General features: G+C 60.5%; 17 protein-coding genes and 2 tRNA genes. 13 read left to right on the top strand and 6 right to left on the bottom strand.

Annotated features, from left to right (window positions below):
- The first annotated feature begins 15 nt into the window (after positions 1-15).
- Complete coding sequence (locus AC1DKH_RS16885; RefSeq protein WP_477753169.1) at positions 16-1,305, top strand: adenylosuccinate synthase; 1,290 nt, start codon at positions 16-18, stop codon at positions 1,303-1,305.
- Between the two features lie 149 nt (positions 1,306-1,454).
- On the top strand, positions 1,455-3,389 hold the full coding sequence (locus AC1DKH_RS16880; RefSeq protein ID WP_477753170.1) for a methyl-accepting chemotaxis protein: 1,935 nt from the start codon (positions 1,455-1,457) through the stop codon (positions 3,387-3,389).
- Positions 3,390-3,479: 90 nt separating this feature from the next.
- On the opposite strand, the gene AC1DKH_RS16875 is transcribed toward AC1DKH_RS16880, so the two are convergent.
- From AC1DKH_RS16875 to AC1DKH_RS16860, 4 genes are all read right to left on the bottom strand, one after another.
- Positions 3,480-5,036 (bottom strand): ABC transporter permease, encoded by a 1,557-nt coding sequence (locus tag AC1DKH_RS16875; protein WP_477763662.1) that lies wholly within the window; start codon positions 5,034-5,036, stop codon positions 3,480-3,482.
- Complete coding sequence (locus tag AC1DKH_RS16870) at positions 5,036-6,046, bottom strand: extracellular solute-binding protein (RefSeq protein ID WP_477798714.1); 1,011 nt, start codon at positions 6,044-6,046, stop codon at positions 5,036-5,038. Before AC1DKH_RS16870 ends, AC1DKH_RS16875 begins: the two co-directional genes overlap by 1 nt.
- Before the next feature lie 263 nt (positions 6,047-6,309).
- Positions 6,310-6,396 (bottom strand) — tRNA-Leu (locus AC1DKH_RS16865).
- A gap of 167 nt (positions 6,397-6,563) precedes the next feature.
- A tRNA-Leu gene (locus tag AC1DKH_RS16860) sits at positions 6,564-6,650 on the bottom strand.
- Between the two features lie 224 nt (positions 6,651-6,874).
- On the opposite strand from AC1DKH_RS16860, the gene rnr reads away from it, so the two are divergent.
- The 11 genes from rnr (at position 6,875) to AC1DKH_RS16805 (ending at position 23,595) form a co-directional block, all read left to right on the top strand.
- Positions 6,875-9,511: a ribonuclease R gene (rnr, locus tag AC1DKH_RS16855; protein WP_477753173.1), complete on the top strand. Its 2,637-nt coding sequence runs from the start codon at positions 6,875-6,877 to the stop codon at positions 9,509-9,511.
- Positions 9,508-10,275 (top strand): 23S rRNA (guanosine(2251)-2'-O)-methyltransferase RlmB, encoded by a 768-nt coding sequence (gene rlmB, locus AC1DKH_RS16850; RefSeq protein ID WP_007973273.1) that lies wholly within the window; start codon positions 9,508-9,510, stop codon positions 10,273-10,275. The genes rnr and rlmB overlap by 4 nt, the downstream gene beginning before the upstream one ends.
- A 307-nt stretch (positions 10,276-10,582) precedes the next feature.
- On the top strand, positions 10,583-11,005 hold the full coding sequence (gene rpsF / locus AC1DKH_RS16845) for a 30S ribosomal protein S6 (protein WP_008048087.1): 423 nt from the start codon (positions 10,583-10,585) through the stop codon (positions 11,003-11,005).
- A 28-nt stretch (positions 11,006-11,033) separates the two neighbouring features.
- Positions 11,034-11,264, top strand: coding sequence for a 30S ribosomal protein S18 (rpsR, locus tag AC1DKH_RS16840; protein ID WP_002551829.1), 231 nt, complete (start codon positions 11,034-11,036; stop codon positions 11,262-11,264).
- Positions 11,265-11,300: 36 nt separating this feature from the next.
- Positions 11,301-12,194: a YybS family protein gene (locus AC1DKH_RS16835; protein ID WP_223462530.1), complete on the top strand. Its 894-nt coding sequence runs from the start codon at positions 11,301-11,303 to the stop codon at positions 12,192-12,194.
- A 19-nt stretch (positions 12,195-12,213) separates the two neighbouring features.
- Positions 12,214-12,660 carry a 50S ribosomal protein L9 gene (rplI, locus tag AC1DKH_RS16830; protein ID WP_034149636.1) on the top strand — a complete coding sequence of 149 codons (447 nt, stop codon included), beginning with the start codon at positions 12,214-12,216 and terminating at the stop codon, positions 12,658-12,660.
- A gap of 122 nt (positions 12,661-12,782) precedes the next feature.
- Positions 12,783-14,177, top strand: a complete 1,395-nt coding sequence (dnaB, locus tag AC1DKH_RS16825; RefSeq protein ID WP_477753176.1) for a replicative DNA helicase — start codon at positions 12,783-12,785, stop codon at positions 14,175-14,177.
- Positions 14,178-14,282: 105 nt separating this feature from the next.
- Complete coding sequence (locus tag AC1DKH_RS16820) at positions 14,283-16,586, top strand: YgiQ family radical SAM protein (protein WP_218430973.1); 2,304 nt, start codon at positions 14,283-14,285, stop codon at positions 16,584-16,586.
- Between the two features lie 268 nt (positions 16,587-16,854).
- Positions 16,855-20,130: a transglutaminase family protein gene (locus AC1DKH_RS16815; protein ID WP_477798713.1), complete on the top strand. Its 3,276-nt coding sequence runs from the start codon at positions 16,855-16,857 to the stop codon at positions 20,128-20,130.
- 88 nt (positions 20,131-20,218) lie between these two features.
- Positions 20,219-22,705 (top strand): circularly permuted type 2 ATP-grasp protein, encoded by a 2,487-nt coding sequence (locus AC1DKH_RS16810; RefSeq protein WP_477753178.1) that lies wholly within the window; start codon positions 20,219-20,221, stop codon positions 22,703-22,705.
- On the top strand, positions 22,705-23,595 hold the full coding sequence (locus AC1DKH_RS16805) for a transglutaminase family protein (protein ID WP_477753179.1): 891 nt from the start codon (positions 22,705-22,707) through the stop codon (positions 23,593-23,595). The genes AC1DKH_RS16810 and AC1DKH_RS16805 overlap by 1 nt, the downstream gene beginning before the upstream one ends.
- 184 nt (positions 23,596-23,779) lie before the next feature.
- Here AC1DKH_RS16805 and AC1DKH_RS16800 read toward each other — a convergent pair whose 3' ends face one another.
- Together AC1DKH_RS16800 and AC1DKH_RS16795 are read right to left on the bottom strand one after the other, a co-directional pair.
- The gene (locus AC1DKH_RS16800; RefSeq protein WP_477798712.1) at positions 23,780-23,971 is read right to left on the bottom strand and encodes a hypothetical protein; all 192 of its coding nucleotides are present in this window, start codon (positions 23,969-23,971) and stop codon (positions 23,780-23,782) included.
- 68 nt (positions 23,972-24,039) lie between these two features.
- The gene (locus AC1DKH_RS16795) at positions 24,040-24,627 is read right to left on the bottom strand and encodes an LOG family protein (RefSeq protein ID WP_477753180.1); all 588 of its coding nucleotides are present in this window, start codon (positions 24,625-24,627) and stop codon (positions 24,040-24,042) included.
- Positions 24,628-24,933: the final 306 nt, after the last annotated feature.

Genomic DNA, 24,933 nt, shown 5'->3' with positions numbered 1-24,933 from the left:
ATGAGGACAAGTGTTATGGGTAAGAATGTCGTAGTCCTGGGCACCCAATGGGGTGATGAGGGCAAAGGCAAGATCGTTGATCTGCTGACCGAACATGCTGCCGCCGTAGTGCGCTACCAGGGTGGCCACAACGCTGGTCACACTCTGGTGATCGATGGCGAAAAAACTGTCTTGCACCTGATCCCGTCGGGCGTGCTGCGCGAAGGTGTGCAGTGCCTGATCGGTAACGGCGTGGTGGTTGCACCTGACGCCCTGCTGCGCGAGATCACCAAGCTGGAAGAGAAAGGTGTGCCGGTGCGCGAGCGCCTGCGTATCAGCCCGTCCTGCCCGCTGATCCTGTCCTTCCACGTTGCGCTGGACCAGGCCCGTGAAAAGGCCCGTGGCGAGCTGAAGATCGGTACCACCGGTCGCGGCATCGGCCCGGCCTACGAAGACAAGGTTGCACGTCGTGGCCTGCGTGTGGGCGACCTGCTTAACATGCCGCGCTTTGAAGACAAGCTGCGTGAACTGGTGGATTACCACAACTTCATGCTGGTGGGTTACTACAAAGAGCCAGCCATCGAATTCGACAAGACCCTGGCCGAATGCAAAGAATACGCTGAGCTGCTCAAGCCGCTGATGCTGGACGTGACTGCCGAGCTGCACGACCTGCGTCGCGCAGGCAAAGACATCATGTTCGAAGGCGCCCAGGGTTCGTTGCTGGACATCGACCACGGCACCTACCCGTACGTGACCAGCTCCAACACCACCGCTGGCGGCGTTGCTACCGGTTCGGGTGTTGGCCCTATGTTCCTGGACTACATCCTGGGCATCACCAAGGCTTACACCACCCGTGTAGGTTCGGGTCCATTCCCGACTGAGCTGTTCGACGAAGTCGGTGCGCACCTGGCTAAACAAGGTCATGAGTTCGGCGCGACTACCGGCCGCGCTCGTCGTTGTGGCTGGTTCGACGCTGTTATCCTGCGTCGCGCTATCGATGTGAACAGCATCTCGGGCATCTGCCTGACCAAGCTGGATGTGCTCGACGGTCTGGAAACAATCAACATCTGCGTCGGCTACAAGGATGCGGAAGGTAATGGCGTTGCCCCGACTGACGCTGACAGCTACGTGGGCCTGCAGCCTGTGTACGAAGAAGTACCGGGCTGGACCGAGTCGACCGTGGGTGCCAAAACCCTGGAAGAGCTGCCAGCTAACGCCCGTGCTTACATCAAGCGCGTCGAAGAGCTGATCGGTGCGCCGATCGACATTATTTCGACGGGCCCGGACCGCAACGAAACCATCGTTCTGCGCCATCCGTTTGCTTGATAAGTCGTTGATGTAAAACACAAAGGCTCCTTAATCGGGGCCTTTGTCGTATTTGTCTGCAGGACGGCATGACCTTTGCTGTGAACATTAAAAAAGCATTGCTTCCGGCGTGCTATCAATTTAATGGCGCCAAAGCAGAGGGATTTCAGATGTCGGCCGTTCTCTCGTTGTTACAGAGCCGTTTGTTGCGGCCCGTGTTCGTTACCCTTGGTATCGCCCTTTTGGTGCAGGTGCTGGTAGCTGTTGCTCTGACCCGGAGCACGGTGACCGCGCTGGAAGCCGACTTGGGCCAGCGCCTGGGTGCGGACAGTCAAAAGCTTTCCGCTGAGCTTGAGCAGGCGGGGCGCGAAGTGACGTCGAGTCTCGACAGCCTCTCCACCAGCACGCGTCAGCGTCTGACGGCCGGTTTGTCCTCGCGACTGAAGGACGAACAGGCGCAGTTACGCTCAACGCTGGAAAAAGACCTGAAGGACTCCGCCAGCGACATGGCGCAGCTTCTGGCTTCCGTCGCGCCCCGCGCCATGTGGGACAACGACGTTCCGACACTTTCCGAGTTCGCCCGTCGGGCCCAGCGCAATCCCAATGTGCTGTTCGTGGTGTATGACGACGCCACCGGCCAGCACCTGACGCGCTACCTCAACCGGGAAAACCCGATCAACAAGGCGCTGCTGGAAAAAGGCCAGGGCGAGCGTGCGCTGGACAAGGTGCTGGATGCGGCGAAGAGCGATCCTTCGGTCTTCTACGTCGAGGCTTCGATCAATCCCAATGGCGTGGAAATCGGCAAGGTCCTGATGGGGGTCTCGACTGCTTCGGTGGAGACTGATCTCGCGGCTCTCGACAAGCGCTTCTTGGCCCTGATCGCCAGCAGCGATCAGTTGGTGGGCGACAGCCTCAAAGGCGCGGCAGCCGACAGCGCAGCGGCCATGGGCTCGCGTCTGCAGTCAGCACAGTCCACGGCGGCTGAAATGAAAGCCAACACCACCAATACGGTGCAGGAAGCCGCTGCGACATTGCGCTGGCGCATCGGTGTGTGTCTGGCGGTGGTGGGTTTCGGTGTCCTGCTGTTGTTGGCGGTGGTGCTCGGTCGCCGAGTGGTCAATCGCCTGAAAATGCTGATCGTAGCCATGGATGACCTGGCGGCGGGCGAGGGCGATCTGACCAAGCGCGTGCAGATCAACAGCCAGGATGAAATCGGCGACATGGCCTCGGCGGTCAATCGCTTTGTGGACAAGTTGCAGCCGATCGTGCGCGAGGCGGGCGATGTGGCCCAGCGCACCGGCGTGGAAATTGGCGCCATGACCTTGCGCAACGCTGGTGCGGACGCAGCGGCTGGCATGCAGCGCGACGAGGTGGCGGAGAGTTTGCGCGCACTGTCGCAAATGGCTGATGAGGCGCAGTCGGAAAGCCACGCCATGCAGGCGGCGCTCAAGCAAGTCGTGGACATTCGCCAGGCCACCGATGAAAACACCCGGACCTCGGCGAAAGTCGGCAGCCTGATCGAGGAGCTGGCGGGGCAGGTCAACACCGGTGCGCAAGTGATCGAGCGCCTGGCGCAGCAAAGTGAGCAGATTGAAGTGGTGCTGACGGTGATTCATGGCATCGCCGAGCAGACCAACCTGCTGGCGCTGAACGCCGCCATCGAAGCGGCGCGTGCCGGTGAGACGGGGCGCGGGTTTGCGGTGGTGGCCGATGAGGTGCGGGCGCTGGCGAGCAAGACGCAGAGCTCCACTGGCGATATCCAGGCGCACATCGTAGCGTTGCAGCAAGGTGCGCGTGAGGCGGTGGCGGCGATTGGTCAGGCCGGGCGCCAGGCCAGTGAGGGTTTGCTGGTGCTGCGTGATAGTGCGCGGTTGCAGCAGTCGGTGCAGGCATCGGTCGAGCAGGTCCATGCAGCGATCGGTCTGGCCACCCAGGCGGCGGCGCATCAGGCGCAGGGCGCGCAGGCAGTGCGGGGGCGGGTCCAGACCATTCACGCCCAGGCTGAGAAGGCAGCTCAAGCGGTTGTGGAAACCACGGCGAGCGGCAAGGTGCTGGATGGCTTGGCGGCGCAGTTGAAGGCGAGCCTGGGGCAGTTCAGGGCTTAAAAGATCAAAAGATCGCAGCCTTCGGCAGCTCCTACAGGGGGCTTTGCGTTTCTCTGTAGGAGCTGCCGAAGGCTGCGATCTTTTGCTTTGTCAGCGACTCAGATACATCCGGGTCGTCAACAAATAGACCGGCAACCCCGACACCAGTATCAACAACGCCGCATAAGGCGCCGCCGCCGCAAACTCCACGTTCGCGGTATGTGCCCAGACTTCCGTTGCCAGTGTATTCAGCCCGGTTGGACTCAACAGCAAGGTCGCCGTCAGCTCCTTCATCGCATCCAGGAACACCAGGGCAAAAGCCGCCCCCAGCGCCGGGAAAATAATCGGCAGTGTCACTCGGCAGAAGGCACTGAATGACGAAGCCCCCAGTGTGCGAGCGGCCTCCTCAAGTTGTGGTGCCGCCTTGTTCAGGGCGGTGCGGATCGGCGCCTGGGCCAGTGGCAGAAACAGCAGGGCATAGGCGATCAGCAGCAAGGCGGACGTCTGGTAAAGCATCGGCACGTAGTGCAGGGCGAAATACACCAGGGTCAGGGCAATGACCAGCCCCGGCAGGGCGTGCAGTAGATACGGCAGGCGCTCGGCCCAGATCGCCAGTTGACCTTTGTAGCGCACGACCAGCAGGCCGACCGGCACCGCCAGCACCAGGCACAGCGCAGCGCCGCCCAGCGACAGTGCGAGGGATGACAGCAATGCTTCGCCGATTGCCGCCACGGGAAAGGCTGCCGATGATCCCACTGCCAACCAGTAGGCCAGCATGCCCAGCGGAATCCCGCTGCCAATGATTGCCAGCAGCAGGCAATAAAGCTGTCCCGCCACGGCCCAGGGGCCCAGTTGAACCTGTTCCGCGCGTCGCGCCGCGCCTTGGCCGGTGCGCACGTGTCGACCCTTGCCGCGTACGCGCAGCTCCAGCCACAGCAGCGCCAGGCACAACATCAGCAGTACGGCGGAGAGCATCGCCGCGTTGGCGTTGCTGAACTCCAGTTCGAACTGCTGATAGATCGCGGTGGTGAAGGTTTGCAGGCCAATGATCGACAGCGCGCCGAATTCCACCAGCATGTGCAGGGCGATCAGCAACGAACCCGCCAGCAGCGAAGGCCAGAGCAGGGGCAGGGTGACCTTGAAAAATACGCCCCAACGATTCTGCCCCAGTGTGCGCGCGGACTCTTCGAGGGATGGGTCAAGGTTGCGCAGCGTTGCCGCCACGGGCAGGAAAATCAGCGGGTATTTGGACAGGCTCATCACGAGGATGGCCCCGCCAAGTCCCTCGAAATGAGCGCTGAGGGAAACCCAGGTGAAGCTGCTGACAAATGCCGGAACGGCGAACGGCAAGCAGAGGATCACGCCCCACAATCGTCGGCCCGGTAGATTACTGCGCTCCAGCAACCAGGCCAGCGACAGGCCGATTACTCCGCAAGCAGCGGTGACGCCAATCATCAATGCGAGTGTGTTGCGCAGCAAGCCGAACACATAAGGTCGCCATAGCAAATGCAGCGCTTCTGCCCAGCCTGCCTGCCAGGTTTTCAGGCCGACGTACAGCAGAGGCAGGAGGCTGAGCACCACCAACAGCAACACGGGCAGTATCAGCCAGATAGACGGCCGCTTGCGCCGTGGTGCGTACGCGTGATGCGCGGACAGTGAGGCACCCATCAATTCAGGCCAACGTCACGTTCCAGGTCCAGCGCTTCTTCGGCGTTGCCGAGGTCGGCAGGCGTGACTTTTGGTGCTTCCAGTTCGCTGAACGGCTTGAGCCCGCGGTCAGATTCCATGCCTTTGTGCAGAGGGTATTCGGCGGTGGTCTGGGTGATCACACGCTGGCCTTCCTCGCTGGCCATATAGGCGAGCAATTGCTGGGCTTCTTTGGGGTGTTTGCTGGATTTGAGGACTGCGGCGCTGGAAACTGTGATCAGCCCGCCGACGTCGCCGCCGCTGAAATAATACAGTTTCGAGTCGAGCTGGCCTTTTTCCCGCTGCAAGGCGAACCAGTAGTAGTTGTTCACCAATACTGTTGCCACTTCGCCATTTTCCACGGCCTTGAGTGCAACCATGTTATTGCTGTAGGTCTTGCCGAATGCGCGCAGCCCTGTCAGCCATTCTTCGGCAGCATCCATGCCGTGAACTTTGATGATCGCAACGGCCTGTTCCTGAAAGGCACCACTGGTGGGCACGAAGCCGACCTTGCCTTGCCATTTTGGATTGGAGAATTCCATCACCGACTTCGGCAGGTCTTTTTCATCGACCAGTTTCGGGTTGTAGGCCACAACGCGTACCCGGGCAGTCATGCCAATCCAGGTGCCATTGCCGGCGACGTATTCCTTGGGTAGAACGGCCAGCGTGGCGTCATCCGCCTTGGCCAGCAGGCCTTGTTCGCCGAGTTTGTTCAGTGGCGGCGACTCTTCGGTGTAGATCACGTCGGCGGGAGAGCGATCGCCTTCTTCGACGATCTGGCTGGCGAGCTGGTTGCTGCTGCCTTTGCGCACATTGACGTGGATCCCGGTCTTGGCTTCGAAGGCTTTGGCAACCGCGTCGCCGACTTCTTTGTGTTGGCCATTGTAGAGGGTCAGGGCAACCGGGTCGGCGGCTTGGGTGAGGGGAGTGGCGAGCGCCAGGCCTAGCAGGGTAATGGTCAAGCCACGGCGCAGGGTATTTCGAGACATCATTTGCAGGGTTCCTCACTGTCGCATTGCAAAAACTTGCAACAATGATAAACGATATTGTTTCTCAAATGCGCTTTGTGAGGTGAGCGATACTTTGGTAGGAGCTGCCGAAGGCTGCGATCTTTTGATCTTAAAAAATCCAGATCAAAAGATCGCAGCCTTCGGCAGCTCCTACGGGGGAGTGTGTGGTTTTCAAATGCCAGAAACGCAAAAACCCGCTTTCGCGGGTTTCTGTGAAATTCAAGGCCGTAACCTTGAATTTGAATTGGTGCCCAGAAGAAGACTCGAACTTCCACGACCTTGCGGTCACCAGCACCTGAAGCTGGCGTGTCTACCAATTTCACCATCTGGGCATTCATCTTCAGCGTTGCCGCTGTTGATGTGACGTACTATACGGAGAGCACTTTGATCTGTAAACCCCTGATTTTAAAATTAATAAACCAGTGGCCCAGAATGCAAAAACCCGCTTTCGCGGGTTTTTGTGTGAGCCTTGAAATTCATCTAATCTCAAGCTCGAAAGTGGTGCCCAGAAGAAGACTCGAACTTCCACGACCTTGCGGTCACCAGCACCTGAAGCTGGCGTGTCTACCAATTTCACCATCTGGGCAGTATCGGCAACGTCTCCGTCGTCGATGGCGCGCACTATACGGAGCGTCTTTTTAACTGTAAACCCCCGACATCAAAAAAACCTGGAAAATTTCGCCAGCGGTCTTCAAAACAGCTTTGCGGTGTCGATACAGGGCTTTAGATGAGGCGTCTTAGCCTGAAATTTCCCGTTTCATTACGCCTATGCCAAACTAACCCGCATATAGACAAGGTGAAAACTCTCTAATGGCCGATTGGCAGTCCCTCGATCCCGAGGCCGCTCGTGAAGCGGAAAAATATGAAAACCCTATTCCTAGCCGTGAACTGATCCTTCAGCACCTTGCTGATCGAGGTTCGCCTGCTAACCGCGAGCAACTGGTCGAAGAGTTTGGTCTGACCACAGAAGACCAGATCGAAGCCCTGCGCCGCCGTCTGCGCGCCATGGAGCGCGATGCTCAACTCATCTATACCCGTCGCGGCACTTATGCGCCGGTGGACAAGCTCGACCTGATCCTGGGTCGCGTCAGCGGTCACCGTGATGGCTTCGGCTTCCTGGTGCCGGACGACGGCAGTGACGATCTGTTCATGAGCCCGGCGCAGATGCGCCTGGTGTTCGATGGTGACCGTGCGCTGGCCCGTGTATCTGGCCTTGACCGTCGTGGTCGCCGCGAAGGCATGATCGTCGAGGTGGTGTCCCGCGCTCACGAAACCATCGTCGGCCGCTATTTCGAAGAGGGTGGCATCGGTTTCGTGGTTGCCGACAATCCGAAGATCCAGCAGGAAGTGCTGGTGACGCCGGGTCGTAACGCCAACGCGCAGATCGGTCAGTTCGTCGAAGTGAAGATCACTCACTGGCCGACGCCACGCTTCCAGCCGCAAGGCGACGTGGTTGAAGTCGTGGGCAACTACATGGCGCCGGGCATGGAAATCGATGTCGCCCTGCGTACCTACGACATTCCTCACGTCTGGCCTGATGCCGTGCTCAAGGAAGCCGGCAAGCTCAAGCCGGAAGTCGAAGAGAAAGACAAAGAGAAACGCATCGACTTGCGTCATCTGCCGTTCGTCACCATCGACGGCGAAGATGCCCGCGACTTCGACGATGCGGTCTATTGCGAAGCCCGTCCGGGCAAGCTGCGCCTGTTCTCGGGCGGCTGGAAGTTGTACGTGGCGATTGCCGACGTATCCAGTTACGTGAAGCTCGGTTCGGCACTCGATGCCGAAGCGCAGGTTCGCGGCAACTCGGTGTACTTCCCCGAGCGCGTGATTCCGATGCTGCCTGAGCAGCTGTCCAACGGCTTGTGCTCGCTGAACCCGCAGGTCGACCGCCTGGCCATGGTTTGCGAGATGACCATCTCCAAATCCGGCGAAATGACCGACTACTGTTTCTACGAAGCGGTGATCCACTCCCATGCGCGCCTGACCTACAACAAGGTCAGCGCCATGCTCGAAACGCCGAAGGCGACCGAGGCGCGCAAGCTGCGCGGCGAATACACCGACGTGGTGCCGCACCTCAAGCAGCTGTACTCGCTGTACAAGGTGTTGCTGGCGGCTCGTCATGTGCGTGGCGCGATCGATTTCGAAACCCAGGAAACCCGGATCATCTTCGGCTCCGAGCGCAAGATCGCCGAAATCCGTCCGACAATCCGCAATGACGCGCACAAGCTGATCGAGGAATGCATGCTGGCGGCCAACGTGGCCACCGCCGAGTTCCTGAAGAAACACGAAATCCCTGCGTTGTACCGCGTTCACGACGGCCCGCCGCCGGAGCGCCTGGAAAAACTGCGCGCGTTCCTTGGCGAGCTCGGCCTCTCCCTGCACAAAGGCAAGGACGGCCCGTCACCGAAGGATTACCAGGCACTGCTGGCTGGTATCAAGGATCGTCCGGATTTCCACCTGATCCAGACCGTCATGCTGCGTTCGTTGAGCCAGGCGGTGTACAGCGCCGATAACCAGGGCCACTTCGGCCTGAATTATGAGGCTTACACCCACTTCACCTCGCCGATCCGCCGCTACCCGGACTTGCTCACACACCGGGCGATTCGCAGCGTGATCCATTCGAAGCAGAACACCCCGCACGTTCGCCGTGCCGGTGCGATGACCATTCCGAAAGCGCGCATCTATCCGTACGACGAGGCGGCCCTGGAGCAACTCGGCGAGCAGTGCTCGATGAGCGAGCGCCGTGCCGACGAAGCGACCCGCGATGTGGTGAACTGGCTCAAGTGCGAGTTCATGAAGGACCGCGTGGGCGAATCGTTCCCGGGTGTGATCACCGCCGTGACCGGTTTTGGTCTGTTCGTCGAACTGACCGATATCTACGTCGAAGGCCTGGTGCACGTCACCGCGCTGCCGGGCGATTATTACCACTTCGATCCTGTGCACCACCGCCTGGCCGGTGAGCGTACCGGTCGCAGCTTCCGCCTGGGCGACACCGTGGAAGTGCGGGTCATGCGCGTCGACCTCGACGAACGCAAGATCGACTTCGAGATGGCCGAAAAAACCATCAGCGCACCGATCGGCCGCAAAAAACGTGGCACGGAAGCGGCAGCACCTGCGGCCCTCTCTACAAAAACAGTCGCAGAACCGGCCCCGGCGAAAACCGGTCGTCGTCCTGCCAAGGAAAAGGCGGTCGAGGCCTATCGCCCGAGCGATGCAGCGGCGAAAAACGCTGAAGTGCGCAAGAGCCGTGAAATGAAGCAGGCGTTGCTCGCCGGCGCGAAAAGCGGCGGTAAAGCGGCGTCTACGGGAAAGACCGGACGGTCGGCGCCTGAAAAGGCTGCCGGCGGCAAGCCAGCCAAACCGAGCAAACATCGTAAAGGCCCGCCAAAAGCGGGCTCGGCTCCAGCCAAGAGTGGCGGGGCGCGTAAACCTAAGGCCAAGCCATGAGTCAGTTGGAAAAGATCTACGGCGTACATGCTGTAGAAGCGTTGTTGCGTCACCACCCGAAACGCGTGAAGCAGATCTGGTTGGCCGAAGGTCGCAATGACCCTCGGGTCCAGACACTGATCGAGCTGGCCAACGAAAACCGGGTCCAGGTCGGTCAGGCCGAGCGCCGCGAAATGGATGCCTGGGTTGAAGGCGTGCACCAGGGTGTGGTCGCGGACGTGAGTCCGAGCCAGGTCTGGGGCGAGGCGATGCTCGACGAATTGCTCGATCGCACCGACGGCGCTCCGTTGTTGCTGGTGCTCGACGGCGTGACCGATCCGCACAACCTCGGCGCCTGCCTGCGTTCCGCCGATGCGGCGGGCGCGCTGGCAGTGATCGTGCCGAAGGACAAGTCGGCGACCCTGACTCCGGTTGTACGAAAAATCGCCTGCGGTGCGGCGGAAGTGATTCCGCTGGTTGCCGTGACCAACCTGGCGCGCACCCTGGAAAAGCTCCAGCAGCGCGGCTTGTGGGTTGTCGGTACGGCGGGGGAGGCCGAAGTCAGTCTTTATGACCAGGACCTCACTGGCCCGACCATCCTGATCATGGGTGCCGAAGGCAAGGGCATGCGTCGCCTGACCCGCGAACATTGCGACTATCTGGTGAATCTGCCGATGGCGGGTAGTGTCAGCAGTCTCAACGTTTCCGTGGCGACTGGCGTTTGCCTGTTCGAAGCGCAGCGTCAGCGCAGTGTCAAAGCCAAGGCTGCTGCCAAGAAGTCCTGATTAGCGCACGACCCACTGTAGGAGCGAGCTTGCTCGCGAAGGACTCAAGATCACCGCGGAGTATCAGCTTCCCCGCGTTATCGTTGACGACCTTCGCGAGCAAGCTCGCTCCTACAGTGCCTTTTAGTGTCGGGGGTTGTTCAATTAATCACCAATTACCTTGCGCCTCCCTCGCCCCTTCTCTACAATTGCGCCCCTTGCTGTGATGGCAGGCACCAACGTGTCTAGCGTCCGCAAGTCCATAAGTGTCATTCACTCCTTGTCTGACCGCTTTTGAGCGGCAGGCTACAACCCGTAAGGAGCATTCATGCGTCATTACGAAATCATCTTTTTGGTCCACCCGGATCAAAGCGAGCAAGTCGGCGGCATGGTTGAGCGTTACACCAAGCTGATCGAAGAAGACGGCGGCAAAATCCACCGTCTGGAAGATTGGGGCCGTCGTCAACTGGCCTACGCAATCAACAATGTTCACAAGGCTCACTACGTGATGCTGAACGTTGAGTGCACTGGCAAGGCCCTGGCCGAGCTGGAAGACAACTTCCGCTACAACGATGCAGTGATCCGTAACCTGGTCATCCGTCGCGACGAAGCCGTTACCGGCCAGTCCGAGATGCTCAAGGCTGAAGAAAACCGCAGTGAGCGCCGTGAGCGTCGCGACCGTCCTGAGCACGAAGGCGCCGAAAGCGCTGATAGTGATGACAGCGACAACAGCGATAACGCTGACGAGTAATCCACGGACCTTTTAAGGAGCCAATTACATGGCACGTTTCTTCCGTCGTCGTAAATTCTGCCGCTTCACCGCTGAAGACGTGAAAGAGATCGATTACAAAGATCTCAACACTCTGAAAGCCTACGTATCCGAGACCGGCAAAATCGTTCCAAGCCGCATCACCGGTACCAAAGCTCGTTATCAGCGTCAGCTGGCCACCGCTATCAAGCGCGCCCGCTTCCTGGCCCTGCTGGCCTACACCGACAGCCACGGCCGCTGAGACCGGGCAGTCGACACGTAGCAAAGGATTGAATGCATGCGGGCCATAGCTGAGTTCATCATGCGCGGCCGTATGCAGGCCACTCTCGTAGTGGCTGGATGCGCGGCGATGCCGTTGTTGTATTGGTTGGGTGCTGCCGCCGGATGCCTTGTGCTCCTGCGGCGCGGATTGAGGGACGCCCTGGGCGTTCTTGCTCTGGGACTGCTGCCGGCATTGGCCTGGTGGCTTTACTCCGACGACCCACGGGCACTTCTGGTGCTGCTGGGGTCTGCGAGCCTTGCGTTGGTTTTGCGCGCAAGCGAGTCCTGGAACCGCGTGCTGCTGGTCAGCATAGCGATGGGAGTGGTGTTTTCAGTGGTGTTGGGGACAGCTTTTGCTCCCCAGATCGAGATGCTGGCGCAGGCTTTGATCAAAGTCATGCCGTCGCTACTCGGCGATGTCTACCAGAAGTTGTCGGTAGACGAACAAGCGCGTTTCGCGTCCCTGATTGCACCGGTCCTGACCGGCCTGATTGCGGCGTTGTTGCAAATCGTCAGCTTGCTGAGCCTGCTTGTCGGGCGTTACTGGCAGGCGTTGTTGTACAACCCGGGCGGTTTTGGTCGCGAGTTTCGCGCCATCCGCTTCCCGCTGTTGCCGGCGATGTTGCTGCTGGCGTGCATGCTTCTGGGGCCGAACATCGGTCCGCAGATGGCCATGTTGACGCCGTTGTGCAGCGTACCGCTGGTGTTCGCCGGGCTGGCCCTGATTCACGGGCTGGTGGCGCAGAAGCGACTGGCCAGGTTCTGGCTGGTGGGGTTGTACGTGACGCTGTTGCTGTTCATGCAACTGATCTATCCGTTGCTGGTGGTCTTGGCCATCGTCGACAGCCTGATTGATTTTCGCGGTCGTTCGGCACCGAAAGATGCCGATAACGCGAACGGTGAAGGTTAAAAGTTAAGAGGATTTTCACATGCAACTGATCCTTCTGGAAAAAGTCACCAACCTGGGCAACCTGGGTGACAAAGTGAACGTTAAGGCTGGTTACGGTCGTAACTACCTGCTGCCTTACGGCAAAGCTACCGCTGCGACCCCAGCCAACCTGGCTGCGTTCGAAGAGCGTCGCGCTGAGCTGGAAAAAGCTGCAGCAGATCGTAAATCGTCGGCTGAAAGCCGCGCTGCCCAACTGGCCGAGCTGGAAGTGACCATCACTGCCACCGCTGGCGACGAAGGCAAGCTGTTCGGTTCGATCGGTACTCACGACATCGCTGACGCACTGACCGCCTCCGGCGTTGAAGTGCAGAAGAGCGAAGTTCGTCTGCCGAACGGCACCATCCGCAACGTAGGCGAATTCGACGTAGCCGTGCACCTGCACGCCGAAGTTGAAGCCACCGTACGCGTTGTCGTGGTAGCAGCTTAAGCAGCACTTGTCGGCTGGCACCCTCGGGTGCTTGCCGGTAACATCGGGCACGATCCTGTTTACAGGTCGTGCCCTTTGTCTTTCTGAAACCCCTGCTTTTTATCACCAAGAATCAAGTGGCCATGAACGATATCTCCGCTCCTGAGCAATACGATCTGCAAACCGCCGCGCTGAAAGTGCCGCCGCATTCCATCGAAGCCGAACAGGCTGTACTCGGTGGTCTGATGCTGGACAACAACGCCTGGGAGCGTGTGCTCGATCAAGTCTCCGACGGCGATTTCTATCGACATGACCACCGTCTGATCTTCCGCGCGATCGCCAAGCTGGCCGATCAGAATATGCCGATCGACGTCGTGACCCTGTCCGAACAACTGGACAAGGAAGGTCAGACTTCACAGGTCGGCGGTCTCGGTTACTTGGGCGAACTGGCGAAAAACACCCCGTCCGTCGCCAACATCAAGGCCTATGCACAGATTGTTCGCGCACGGGCTACCTTGCGGCAGTTGATCGGCATAGCCACGGAGATTGCCGACAGCGCCTTCAACCCGGAAGGTCGTACGGCTGAAGAGATTCTCGACGAAGCCGAACGGCAGATCTTCCAGATCGCCGAGGCCCGGCCAAAAACCGGCGGCCCGGTAGGTGTCAACGACCTCCTGACCAAGGCCATCGACCGCATCGACACCTTGTTCAATACTGACAACGCTATCACCGGGCTTTCTACTGGCTACACTGACCTCGACGAGAAAACCAGCGGCCTGCAACCTGCCGACTTGATCATCGTTGCCGGCCGTCCGTCCATGGGTAAAACCACCTTTGCGATGAACCTGGTGGAAAACGCCGTGTTGCGCAGCGACAAGTGCGTACTGGTTTACTCGCTCGAGATGCCAGGCGAGTCGCTGATCATGCGTATGTTGTCGTCCCTGGGGCGGATCGACCAGACCAAGGTTCGTTCCGGTCAGCTGGAGGACGATGATTGGCCGCGTCTGACCTCGGCGGTCAACCTGCTCAATGACCGCAAGCTGTTCATCGACGATACCGCCGGCATCAGCCCGTCGGAAATGCGCGCCCGAACCCGACGTCTGGTCCGTGAGCATGGCGATGTCGGCCTGATCATGATCGACTACCTGCAATTGATGCAGATTCCAGGTTCAGGCGGCGACAATCGGACCAACGAGATTTCCGAGATCTCCCGTTCCTTGAAGGCACTGGCCAAGGAATTCAACTGCCCGGTAGTGGCATTGTCCCAGCTCAACCGCTCCCTGGAGCAGCGACCGAACAAACGCCCGATCAACTCCGACTTGCGGGAATCCGGAGCGATCGAGCAGGATGCTGACGTGATTATGTTCGTGTACCGGGATGAGGTGTATCACCCGGAAACCGAGCATAAAGGCATCGCTGAAATCATCATCGGTAAACAGCGTAACGGCCCGATCGGTACGTCACGTCTGGCGTTCATCGGCAAGTACACCCGCTTCGAAAACCTGGCGCCGGGTAGTTACAACTTCGACGACGAGTAAGTTATTCGGCACACCAATTTCCGACCATAGCCGTCGGAATTGGTCAAAATTTGTGCTATATTCCGCGCCCGCGAAATTCAATGAAAGCCAACACCGGTTATCGACATGCAAGCAGCCAAGCCGTTATTTGACTATCCCAAGTACTGGGCCGAATGTTTCGGGCCAGCGCCATTCCTGCCCATGAGCAGGGAGGAGATGGATCAGCTTGGCTGGGATTCCTGCGACATCATCATCGTCACCGGTGATGCCTACGTCGATCACCCGTCGTTCGGCATGGCGATCATCGGCCGGTTGCTGGAGTCCCAGGGTTTCCGCGTCGGGATCATTGCCCAGCCGAACTGGCAGTCCAAAGACGACTTCATGAAGCTCGGTGAGCCGAACCTGTTCTTCGGTGTCGCGGCCGGCAACATGGACTCGATGATCAACCGCTACACCGCGGACAAGAAAATCCGTTCCGACGACGCCTACACGCCGGGTGGCCTGGCAGGCAAGCGTCCTGACCGCGCCAGCCTGGTTTACAGCCAGCGCTGCAAGGAAGCCTACAAGCACGTGCCGATCGTGCTCGGCGGCATCGAAGCGTCCCTGCGCCGCATCGCCCACTACGACTACTGGCAGGACCGTGTACGCAACTCGATCCTGATCGACGCCAGCGCCGACATCCTGCTTTACGGCAACGCCGAGCGGGCCATCGTCGAGGTCGCCCAGCGTCTGTCCTACGGTCACAAGATCGAAGACATCACCGACGTGCGCGGCACCGCGTTCATCCGTCGCGACACGCCACAAGGCTGGTACGAAGTCGACTCAACGCGCATCGACCGTCCGGGCAAGATCGACAAGATCATCAACCCGTACGTGAACACCCAGGACACCCAGGCCTGCGCCATCGAGCAGGAAAAGGGTCCGGTTGAAGATCCGCAGGAAGCCAAGGTCGTGCAGATCCTGGCCAGCCCGCGCATGACCCGCGACAAGACCGTGATCCGTCTGCCGTCGGTGGAAAAAGTCCGCAACGATGCGGTGCTCTACGCTCACGCCAACCGCGTGCTGCACCTGGAAACCAACCCGGGCAACGCCCGTGCGCTGGTGCAGAAGCATGGCGAAGTGGACGTCTGGTTCAACCCGCCACCGATTCCGATGACTACCGAAGAAATGGACTACGTGTTCGGCATGCCTTACGCCCGTGTTCCGCACCCGGCGTATGGCAAGGAAAAAATTCCTGCCTACGACATGATCCGCTTCTCGGTGAACATCATGCGTGGCTGCTTCGGCGGCTGCACCTTCTGCTCGATCACCGAGCACGAAGGCCGGATCATCCAGAACCGTTCCCATGAATCGATCATTCGTGAAATCGAAGAAATTCGTGACAAGGTTCCCGGTTTTACTGGCGTGATCTCCGACCTTGGCGGCCCGACCGCGAACATGTACCGCATTGCCTGCAAGAGCCCGGAAATCGAATCCGCGTGCCGCAAGCCATCCTGCGTGTTCCCCGGCATCTGCCCGAACCTGAACACCGACCACTCGGCGCTGATCCAGCTGTACCGCAGCGCCCGCGAGTTGCCGGGTGTGAAGAAGATCCTGATTGCATCCGGCCTGCGCTACGACCTCGCGGTCGAGTCGCCGGAATACGTCAAGGAGCTGGTGACTCACCACGTCGGTGGCTACCTGAAGATCGCCCCGGAACATACCGAGGAAGGTCCGCTCAACCAGATGATGAAACCGGGCATCGGCAGCTATGACAAGTTCAAGCGCATGTTCGAGAAGTACTCCAAGGAAGCGGGCAAAGAGCAGTACCTGATTCCGTACTTCATCGCGGCGCACCCAGGCACCACCGACGAAGACATGATGAACCTGGCCCTGTGGCTCAAGGGCAACGGCTTCCGTGCCGACCAGGTGCAGGCGTTCTACCCGTCGCCGATGGCCACCGCCACCGCGATGTACCACTCGGGCAAGAACCCACTGCGCAAGGTCACCTACAAGAGTGACGCGGTGACCATCGTCAAGAGCGAAGAGCAGCGTCGTCTGCACAAGGCGTTCTTGCGTTATCACGACCCGAAAGGCTGGCCGATGCTGCGTGAGGCCCTGACCCGCATGGGCCGCGCCGACCTGATCGGGCCGGGCAAGAACCAGCTGATTCCTTTGCACCAGCCGTCGACCGACAGCTACCAGAGCGCCCGTCGCAAGAACTCGACGCCGGCCGGCAGCCACAAGGTTGCAGGGGAAAAGACCACCAAGATCCTGACCCAGCATACCGGCCTGCCACCACGTGCCAGCGATGGCGGCAACCCGTGGGACAAGCGTGAACAGGCCAAGGCTGCGGCGTTCGCCCGCAACCAGCAGGCGGCCAAGGAGCGCAAGGACGCGGCCAAGGGCAAGGGGCCGAAGCCGACGCGTAAGCCTGTCGTGCCGCGCTAAGCCGCGCTTGAGCTGAACAGAACGCCAACCTTCGGGTTGGCGTTTTGCGTTGGGTCTCAAGATCAAAAGATCGCAGCCTTCGGCAGCTCCTACAGGTGCGATCTTTTGATCTTTGCGACATATTCGTGCAATTGCTCCAAACCATTTTCCGGCATCGCCCGATTTTGGTGCTGTACTGCCTCAGGCAACCGAAGAAAGCGCCAGCGCTGCTGGATGGCATAAGTCTTGCCCGCTTTCCTATACGTTCAAGGCTCGCAGGAGGCACGCCGTGTCGATTCATGTCGCATTGCACCACGTCACGCATTACCGCTATGACCGCGCTGTCGAGCTCGGCCCGCAGATCGTTCGTCTGCGTCCCGCCGCTCACAGCCGCACGCGGATTCTGTCCTATGCGCTGAAAGTCTCCCCCGAACAGCACTTCATCAACTGGCAGCAGGACCCTCAGGGCAATTATCTGGCGCGGCTGGTGTTCCCGGAGAAAACCGAGGAATTGCGAATCGAGGTCGATCTGCTGGCAGAAATGGCGATCTTCAATCCGTTCGACTTCTTTCTCGAGCCCTATGCGGAAAAGATCCCCTTCGCCTATGCCGCCGATGAGCGCAAGGAACTGGCGCCGTACCTGGAAACCTTGCCCCTGACGCCGAAGTTCAAGGCCTATCTGGATGGCATCGACCGCACACCGTTGCCCGCCGTGGATTTTCTCGTCGCACTCAACCAGCGCCTGAGCGAAGACATCGACTACCTGATCCGCATGGAGCCCGGTGTACAAACACCTGAGCACACCCTCGACCAGGCCTCCGGTTCGTGCCGCGACTCCGCTTGGTTGCTGGTGCAACTGCTGCGCAACCTGGGGCTGGCGGCGCGTTTCGTGTCGGGTTACCTGATCCAGCTGACCGCCGACGTCAAAAGTCTCGACGGTCCCTCCGGCACCGAAGTGGATTTCACCGACCTGCACGCCTGGTGCGAGGTGTATTTGCCCGGCGCCGGCTGGATCGGCCTGGATGCGACTTCCGGGCTGTTTGCCGGTGAAGGGCATATTCCGTTGGCCTGTAGTCCCGATCCGTCCTCTGCGGCGCCGATCAGTGGCCTGGTGGAACCCTGCGAGTGCGAATTCAGCCACGAAATGTCCGTGGAGCGGATTTGGGAAGCGCCGCGGGTCACCAAGCCCTACAGCGACGAACAGTGGCTGGCGATCCAGGCCCTGGGCCGTCAGATCGATGCCGACTTGCTGGAAGGCGATGTGCGCCTGACCATGGGTGGCGAGCCGACCTTTGTGTCCATCGATGATCCGGACGGTGCCGAGTGGAATACCGCGGCACTGGGGCCGGATAAGCGGCGGTTGTCCGCTGAACTGTTCCGGCGCATGCGCAAGCATTACGCGCCCCAGGGGCTGGTGCATTTCGGGCAGGGCAAGTGGTACCCCGGCGAGCAACTGCCGCGCTGGTCGCTCAATTGCTACTGGCGCCGTGACGGCGTGCCGATCTGGCACAACATCGCGCTGATCGCCGACGAGCAGGAAGACTACGGCGCGGATGGCGCACTTGCCGGGCGATTTTTGGCGAGTGTCGCCGAACGCCTGAAGATTCCGACACGCTTTGTGTTCCCAGCCTACGAAGACAATTTTTATTACCTCTGGCGCGAAGGGCTGTTGCCGCAAAACGTCAGCGCCGAAGACTCGCGTCTGGAAGAACCCCTGGAACGGGCACGCCTGCGCAAAGTATTCAGCCAGGGGCTGGACAAGGTCATCGGCCAGGTCCTGCCGCTGGCGCGCACCGCCAAGGGCGACCAGTGGCAGAGCGGGCGCTGGTATCTGCGCGACGAGCACTGCCGCCTGGTGCCGGGGGACTCGCCGCTGGGTTATCGCTTGCCGCTGGGGTCGCAGCCTTGGGTGAAAGCGGCGGAATATCCGTTCATTCATCCGCAAGACCCGAATCAAGACTTCCCGCCGCTGCCCGACACTGCGCAACTGCAAAGCCAAAGCGAAGCTGCCGAGGTACAAGAGCGCGCGCCGAAGCTCGACGAATCCGCCGACTGGCTGACCCGTACTGCCTTCTGCGCCGAAGCGCGGGAAGGCCGGTTGTACCTGTTCATGCCGCCGCTGGAGCGGGTCGAGGATTACCTCGAACTGGTCGCTGCCATTGAAGCCACCGCCGAAGAGTTGCTGTGCCCGGTGTTGCTTGAGGGCTACGAGCCGCCGAGCGATCCACGCCTGAGCAACTTTCGCATCACCCCGGATCCGGGGGTGATCGAGGTCAATGTGCAGCCGTCCGCGACCTGGGATGAATTGGTCGAGCGCACCGAATTTCTCTACGAAGAAGCGCGCCAGACCCGACTGACCACCGAGAAATTCATGATCGACGGCCGGCATACCGGCACGGGCGGCGGTAACCATTTCGTGCTGGGTGGCGCGACCCCGGGGGACTCGCCGTTTCTACGTCGCCCGGATCTGCTGCGCAGCCTGATCAGCTACTGGCACAACCATCCGTCGCTGTCCTACCTGTTTTCCGGATTGTTCATCGGCCCGACGTCCCAGGCACCCCGCGTCGATGAAGCCCGCAACGATGCCTTGTACGAACTGGAAATTGCTTTCGCACAAATGCCTGAAGCGGGTGAGGAATGTCCGCCATGGCTGGTGGATCGACTGCTGCGCAATCTGCTGATCGATGTGACGGGCAACACTCATCGCGCCGAGTTCTGCATCGACAAACTCTATTCGCCGGATGGTGCCACCGGGCGCCTCGGATTGTTGGAGCTGCGTGCATTCGAGATGCCGCCCCATGCGCGCATGAGCCTGGCGCAACAATTGTTGCTGCGGGCGCTGGTCGCGCGGTTCTGGCGCGAGCCCTATGCGCCGCCGAAACTGGCGCGCTGGGGTACGGAGCTGCACGATCGCTTCCTGTTGCCGCACTTTATCGAGCAAGACTTCGCCGATGTCATCGTCGACCTCAACGCCGCCGGTTATCCGCTGCGGGCCGAATGGTTCGCCGCGCATCTGGAGTTCCGTTTTCCCAAGGTTGGCGACTACGCCGTCAGTGGCATTGCGCTGGAGTTGCGCCAGGCGCTCGAGCCCTGGCACGTGCTGGGCGAAGAGGGCGCCATGGGCGGTACGGTGCGTTACGTGGATTCGTCGCTGGAGCGTTTGCAGGTCAAGCTCAGCGGCTTGCCGCCCCAGCGTTATCTGCTGACCTGCAACGGCGTGCCCGTGCCATTGCAACCCACCGGGCGTGTAGGCGAATTCGTTGCTGGCGTGAGATTTCGTGCCTGGCAACCGGCCAACTGCCTGCAACCGACCATCCCGGTCCACGCGCCCCTGGTGTTCGACTTGCTCGATACCTGGATGCAGCGTTCGTTGGGCGGCTGCCAGTACCACGTCGCCCACCCGGGCGGGCGCAATTACGACAGCTTGCCGGTGAACGCCAATGAAGCGGAGAGCCGGCGAATGGCGCGCTTCTTCCGCATCGGACACACGCCAGGGAAACTTCCTATACCCAATCTGGAAATCAGCGACGAGCTGCCGATGACGCTCGATTTGCGACGTTTCTAAACCGTACGCGACGCTCGGATTTTACGTATATCCGGGCGTCACGAGCCTGCGTTAGTCTGACCGTTCATTGCTGTCTGCCGAGCTTTCCATGCCTGACCTGCTAGACCGCTACCCGCTGACGGCGGGCACCTATCACGAACTGCTCGACGACAGTGGCGCCGTGCGCCCGCACTGGCGCCGGTTGTTCGAGCAGTTGCAACGCAGCACGCCGGCGCAACTGGTGCAGCGTCAGGCCCTGCTGACCCGGCAAATCCAGGAGAACGGCGTTACCTATAACGTTTATGCCGATCCCAAAGGCGCTGACCGACCATGGGAACTGGACCTGCTGCCCCATGTCATTGCCGCCGAGGAGTGGGAGCACCTTGCGGCCGGCATCGCGCAACGGGCCAGGTTGCTCAATGCCGTGCTTGCTGACCTTTACGGTCCGCAACGGCTGATTGCCGAAGGTCTTTTGCCCGCCGAGCTGGTGTTCGGGCACAACAACTTCCTTTGGCCCTGTCAGGGCATCAGCCCGCCTGACGGAGCCTTTCTGCATCTGTATGCCGTGGATCTGGCGCGCACACCCGATGGCCGCTGGTGGGTGACGGCGGATCGTACCCAGGCGCCTTCGGGAGCCGGGTATGCGCTGGAAAACCGCACGATTGTGTCCCGGGCCTTTCCCGAGCTGTACCGCGATCTGAAAGTGCAGCACCTGGCCGGGTTCTTTCGCACCTTGCAGGAAACCCTCGCTCGTCAGGCCCCGAACGACGGGGACGCACCGTTGGTGGTGCTGCTGACGCCAGGGCGTTTCAACGAAAGCTATTTTGAACATCTGTACCTCGCTCGCCAGCTCGGCTACCCACTGGTGGAGGGCGGCGACCTCACAGTGCGCGATGCGACGGTCTACCTGAAGACCCTGAGTGGTCTGCGCCGGGTTCACGCGATCATGCGCCGGCTCGACGATGATTTCTGCGACCCGCTGGAGCTGCGAACCGACTCAGCCCTCGGCGTGCCGGGCCTGCTGGAAGCAGTGCGGCAGGGGCGGGTGCTGGTGGCCAACGCCCTCGGTAGCGGTGTGCTGGAATCGCCGGGGTTGTTGGGGTTTCTGCCGAAGATCAATCAATTCCTGTTCGGCGAAGAGCTGATCCTGCCGTCCATCGCCACTTGGTGGTGCGGCGAAGCGTCGGTATTGGCCCAGGCCCTGGAAAAACTGCCGGAGCTGCTGATCAAACCGGCGTTTCCGTCCCAAAGCTTTGCACCGGTATTTGGCCGTGATTTGGGTGAAAAACAGCGCCAGGAACTCGCCGAGCGCATGCAGGCACGGCCTTACGCTTATGTGGCACAAGAACTCGCGCAATTGTCCCAGGCGCCGATCTGGCAAGCCGAAGACGGTCAACTGCAGCCCCGTGCCATCGGCATGCGCGTGTATGCGGTGGCCAGCCGCGAGGGCTACCGGGTGCTGCCCGGTGGCTTGACCCGGGTCGCCGCGCAAGCCGATGCCGAAGTGGTGTCGATGCAGCGCGGCGGCGCCAGTAAAGACACCTGGGTGCTGGGCGATCGTGCGCCCAGCGGCGAACAATGGAAGGCCCAGCGCAATATCGGCGTGCATGACCTGGTGCGGCGCGATCCATACCTGCCGTCGCGGGTGGTAGAAAACCTGTTCTGGTTTGGCCGTTACTGCGAGCGTTGCGACGACAGCGCCCGTTTGCTGCGCATCATGCTGGCGCGCTATGTCGACGGCGACGACCCGCAAGCCCTGCAGGCTGCGGTGGATCTCGGTGAACGGCTGATGTTGTTACCCGATGAGGGCGAATTGCCGGAGCGCCTGTTGGCGGCGCTGCTCGGCGATGACTGGCCGTTCAGCCTGCGCTCCAACCTGCAACGCTTGCAGTGGGCTGCTTCACAGGTGCGCGGCAAACTCTCGCGGGAAAACTGGCAGGCATTGGTGGAGTTGCAGCGTGAAGCCATGGAGCTGGAAACCGAAGAGCCGGATTTCGGCGAGTTGCTGGATTTCCTCAACCGTCTGGTGATGTCCCTGGCGGCACTGTCCGGCTTTGCCCTGGACGACATGACCCGGGACGAAGGCTGGCGTTTCCTGATGATTGGCCGGCGGCTCGAGCGTCTGCAGTTTCTCAGCGGCAGCCTGGCGGCGTTCCTGCGGGGCGCCGGGGCTTTCGATCAGGCCGGCCTGGAGTGGTTGCTGGAACTGGGCAACAGCAGTATCACCTATCGTTCTCGATACCTGGCGGTGGCACAGATGATCCCGGTGCTCGACCTGTTGTTGCTCGACGAGCAGAACCCTCACGCCGTGTTGTTCCAGTTGAAACTGGTGACCCGCACCCTCAAGCGCCTCAACGACGACTTTGGCGTGCCGCGCGAAACGGCGCTGCCGCAATTGGTCGAGCGTCTGGCGCGATTCGATCTGGGCTGCCTGGAAAACCCGCTGTTCGGCGACGCAAGTGTTCGCGCCGCCATCGAGGGGTTGGCCGCGCTGCTGCAAGAGATCGCCGACGCCGGCGGGCAGGTTTCCGATCGCCTGGCGCTGCGGCATTTCGCCCATGTCGACGATGTCAGCCAGCGCACGGTGTCCGTCTGATGAGCGCTCACTACCAGATTTTCCACGACACCCATTATCACTACGACAGCCCGGTGTCCCTGGCCCAGCAACTGGCGCATTTATGGCCGCGGCCTTGTGCCTGGCAGCGCTGCACCGACCGGCAATTGCAGATCAGTCCGCAGCCGACCTCGCGTCGCGATGAACTGGATGTATTCGGCAATCCGCTGACCCGGCTGGCGTTCGAGCGTCCCCACGATGAATTGCTGGTCAACGCCAGCCTGACCATTGAAGTGCTGCCCCGACCTGCGTTGGACTTCAATCGGTCACCAGCGTGGGAACAGACCCGAAGCGCGCTGACCTACAGCAGCCAACCGCTGTCGCCCGAGCTACTCGAAGCCTGCCGATACCGGTTTGAATCGCCGTATGTGCATTTGAAGAAAAACTTCGTCGAGTTTTCGCAAAGCTGTTTTCCGCCCGGTCGAGCGTTGTTGCTCGGCGTGCAGGCGCTGATGGAGAAAATCTTCAGCGAGTTCACCTTCGATGCCGAAGCGACCCAGGTGGCGACGCCGCTGGTGGAGGTGCTGGAGCGCCGACGCGGGGTCTGCCAGGACTTTGCCCACCTGATGCTCGCTTGCGTACGGTCCCGTGGATTGGCGGCGCGGTACATCAGCGGCTACCTGCTGACCCAGCCACCGCCGGGTCAGCCACGGCTAATCGGTGCTGATGCGTCCCACGCCTGGGTCTCGGTGTTTTGCCCGGTGCTGGGGTGGGTGGATTTCGATCCGACCAACAATGTGCAACCGGCGCTGGAGCACATCACCCTGGCCTGGGGCCGGGATTTTTCTGATGTGTCGCCGTTGCGGGGGGTGATTCTGGGAGGAGGGAACCACGATCCGGAAGTGCGCGTCACAGTGATGCCACTGGATTAACGCAGGTCCCCTGTAGGAGCGAGCTTGCTCGCGAAGAACCCGAGAGCGCCGGGGTGTCAGACTTGCAGCGTTATCGTTAACGACCATCGCGAGCAAGCTCGCTCCTACAGAGGATCGGCAGCAAAGCTGCCAACCCTGGACACAGATCCGGTGGGCCTGATCAGATCATCGGGCCCTGAGGGTCTCAGGCGTCGGGCGCCTGATCTTTCGGTGCTTCAACATCACTTTCTGCGGCCACTTCACCTTCTGCTTCCGGGTTCAGTGAGGCTGCTTCTTCTTCAGCTGTAGCTTTCTTGCGCTGAAGCTTTTCCTCTTTCTTCTGCTCCTTGGCCAAGTCTCTTTGACGTTTGGCGAAGGAATAATTAGGTTTGGCCATGGGCGATCCTCTGGGGTCGAAGGTGAGGTTGAGCGGCGCATATTCTGCCCTGTATCGGTGCCAAGCCGTTAGCTGGGTTTTTGCTCGGCCCATTTTGGCGCTATGGACGGTTGCCAGGCATCCAGAGCATCGATCAGGGTTTGCGGCGATTCGCTCACTTGCAGCATGTCACGGTGCTGCCCGCGAACGAAGCCTTCGCCGACGATATGATCGAGAAAAGACGTCAATTTGCTGTAGAAACCGTTCACTTCCAGCAAACCCAGCGGTTTGCCGTGGTAGCCGAGCTGGCCCCAGGTCCAGACTTCGAACAGTTCTTCGAGGGTGCCAAGGCCACCGGGCAGTGCGATAAAGGCATCGCTGAGCTCGGCCATCCGGGCCTTGCGGGCGTGCATGCCATCGACGACTTCCAGGCGAGTCAGGCCGCTGTGGCCGATTTCCTTGTCCTTGAGGCTTTGCGGGATGATGCCGATCACTTCACCGCCGGCCGCCAGCGCGGCATCGGCGACGATGCCCATCAGGCCCACGGCGCCGCCGCCATAAACGAGGGTCAGCTTGCGTTCGGCCAACGCCCGGCCAAGGGCCACGGCCGCTTCACGGTAAGCCGGGTTGGTGCCGGTGCTGGCACCACAAAATACACAAACGGATGTTAAAGACATGCTTTGCTCCATGGTCGATCAGGGCCACAGAGTAAAGGCAGGCGCACGCCACTCCAAGGGCTAGACTTGGTGTTCCGGGGTTTCGTACGTACCGCTGGCACCGCAGGCGTAGGCGGCCAGCAAACTGCACAACAGGCTGTTGATCGACATGACAGACATTCCATTTGAAGGGGGACGGCCTGATGATAGGCCCGGGCCAGACACTTGGCCGGTAGATAATTTGCATCGGCGTCATAGCCCGAAAGTTGTATACAATTTTTGATTCAAGTCATATGAACTTGCGAAGTTTTCAGGCAGTCTTCTGTT

This window comes from Pseudomonas sp. 05L36 (assembly GCF_056398125.1).
Note: the sequence above shows the minus strand (reverse complement) of the source record. Positions and strands in the feature narration are given on the sequence as shown.

Bases quoted from the DNA above. Each gene is read 5' to 3' on its own strand.
- AC1DKH_RS16885 (WP_477753169.1), top strand. From the start codon at position 16: ATGGGTAAGAATGTCGTAGTCCTGGGCACCCAATGGGGTGATGAGGGC.
- rpsR (WP_002551829.1), top strand. From the start codon at position 11,034: ATGGCACGTTTCTTCCGTCGTCGTAAATTCTGCCGCTTCACCGCTGAA.
- AC1DKH_RS16835 (WP_223462530.1), top strand. From the start codon at position 11,301: ATGCGGGCCATAGCTGAGTTCATCATGCGCGGCCGTATGCAGGCCACT.
- AC1DKH_RS16870 (WP_477798714.1), bottom strand. From the start codon at position 6,046: ATGATGTCTCGAAATACCCTGCGCCGTGGCTTGACCATTACCCTGCTA.
- AC1DKH_RS16810 (WP_477753178.1), top strand. From the start codon at position 20,219: ATGCCTGACCTGCTAGACCGCTACCCGCTGACGGCGGGCACCTATCAC.
- AC1DKH_RS16875 (WP_477763662.1), bottom strand. From the start codon at position 5,036: ATGGGTGCCTCACTGTCCGCGCATCACGCGTACGCACCACGGCGCAAG.
- rlmB (WP_007973273.1), top strand. From the start codon at position 9,508: ATGAGTCAGTTGGAAAAGATCTACGGCGTACATGCTGTAGAAGCGTTG.
- AC1DKH_RS16795 (WP_477753180.1), bottom strand. From the start codon at position 24,627: ATGTCTTTAACATCCGTTTGTGTATTTTGTGGTGCCAGCACCGGCACC.
- rplI (WP_034149636.1), top strand. From the start codon at position 12,214: ATGCAACTGATCCTTCTGGAAAAAGTCACCAACCTGGGCAACCTGGGT.
- AC1DKH_RS16805 (WP_477753179.1), top strand. From the start codon at position 22,705: ATGAGCGCTCACTACCAGATTTTCCACGACACCCATTATCACTACGAC.
- AC1DKH_RS16820 (WP_218430973.1), top strand. From the start codon at position 14,283: ATGCAAGCAGCCAAGCCGTTATTTGACTATCCCAAGTACTGGGCCGAA.
- rnr (WP_477753173.1), top strand. From the start codon at position 6,875: ATGGCCGATTGGCAGTCCCTCGATCCCGAGGCCGCTCGTGAAGCGGAA.
- AC1DKH_RS16800 (WP_477798712.1), bottom strand. From the start codon at position 23,971: ATGGCCAAACCTAATTATTCCTTCGCCAAACGTCAAAGAGACTTGGCC.
- dnaB (WP_477753176.1), top strand. From the start codon at position 12,783: ATGAACGATATCTCCGCTCCTGAGCAATACGATCTGCAAACCGCCGCG.
- rpsF (WP_008048087.1), top strand. From the start codon at position 10,583: ATGCGTCATTACGAAATCATCTTTTTGGTCCACCCGGATCAAAGCGAG.
- AC1DKH_RS16880 (WP_477753170.1), top strand. From the start codon at position 1,455: ATGTCGGCCGTTCTCTCGTTGTTACAGAGCCGTTTGTTGCGGCCCGTG.